This is a genomic window from Corynebacterium sp. HMSC072A02 (assembly GCF_001810085.1).
Classification (GTDB): Bacteria; Actinomycetota; Actinomycetes; order Mycobacteriales; family Mycobacteriaceae; genus Corynebacterium; species Corynebacterium hesseae.
This window is the reverse complement of the sequence record NZ_KV799841.1, coordinates 1-796: the sequence shown is the minus strand read 5'-3', so window position 1 is coordinate 796 and position 796 is coordinate 1. Positions and strand designations below refer to the sequence as shown.

1 pseudogene is annotated in these 796 nt (G+C 54.3%); it reads left to right on the top strand.

Annotated features, from left to right (window positions below):
- Positions 1–146: 146 nt before the first annotated feature.
- A pseudogene (locus tag HMPREF2698_RS04750) lies at positions 147–796 on the top strand (IS256-like element ISCau1 family transposase); the annotation flags it as partial.

Sequence of the window (796 nt, the reverse complement as noted above, 5' to 3'; positions counted from 1 at the left end):
ACCGATACGGATTCCCGGGGCAGCCTGGGATAATACGGTGATCTTGATTTTGAATCGGTTCCAACGGCCCGATCTGTGAAATCAACACCGGATAGTCCTAGGTCTGTGATAGGAGGACTGCTGCTGGTGCGGTAAGGCCAATTCCTATGGCTAATAGGAATCGGCCGTCGTGTGACATGTGCGGCCATGGACTGGTTAAGAACGGCAAGACCGCGGCAGGAACCCAGCGCTGGTTGTGTCCTCAGTGCAACGTTTCATCGATTAATACCCGCGCACACACCAGCGAGATTCGGCACTTCAAAATCTTTATTGACTGGATCCTCTCCGGGGAATCTGCAGACCATTTAGCCAAACGCCTTGGGGTAACAAGGCGGACTTTGACCCGGTGGTTCAAGCTGCTGTGGTTTATCACCGTGCCAACCGCTACTGACCCCTATCGTGTTTATGACCAGGTCTTTATCGACGGCACCTACTTCCACAAGAAATGCCTGCTGGTAGCCTGCACCGAAACACACGTCATCGCCTGGCACTGGTGCTTGCGTGAAAGCTCATACGAGTACCTGAAACTGCTCGACAAAATCGCGCAACCACTCATCGTCACCACCGACGGGTCAGGCGGAGCGCTCAAGGCACTGCGCATTAAATGGCCCGACGTTGCCATCCAGCGCTGCTTAGTCCACGTCCAGCGCAACACTTTTGCTGATATCAGCCGCAACCCGATTCACCCAGCGCATAAAGCAATCCGGAAACTGGGCTACATGCTTGTCCAAGTACACAACCGTGAAGATGCTGCGCG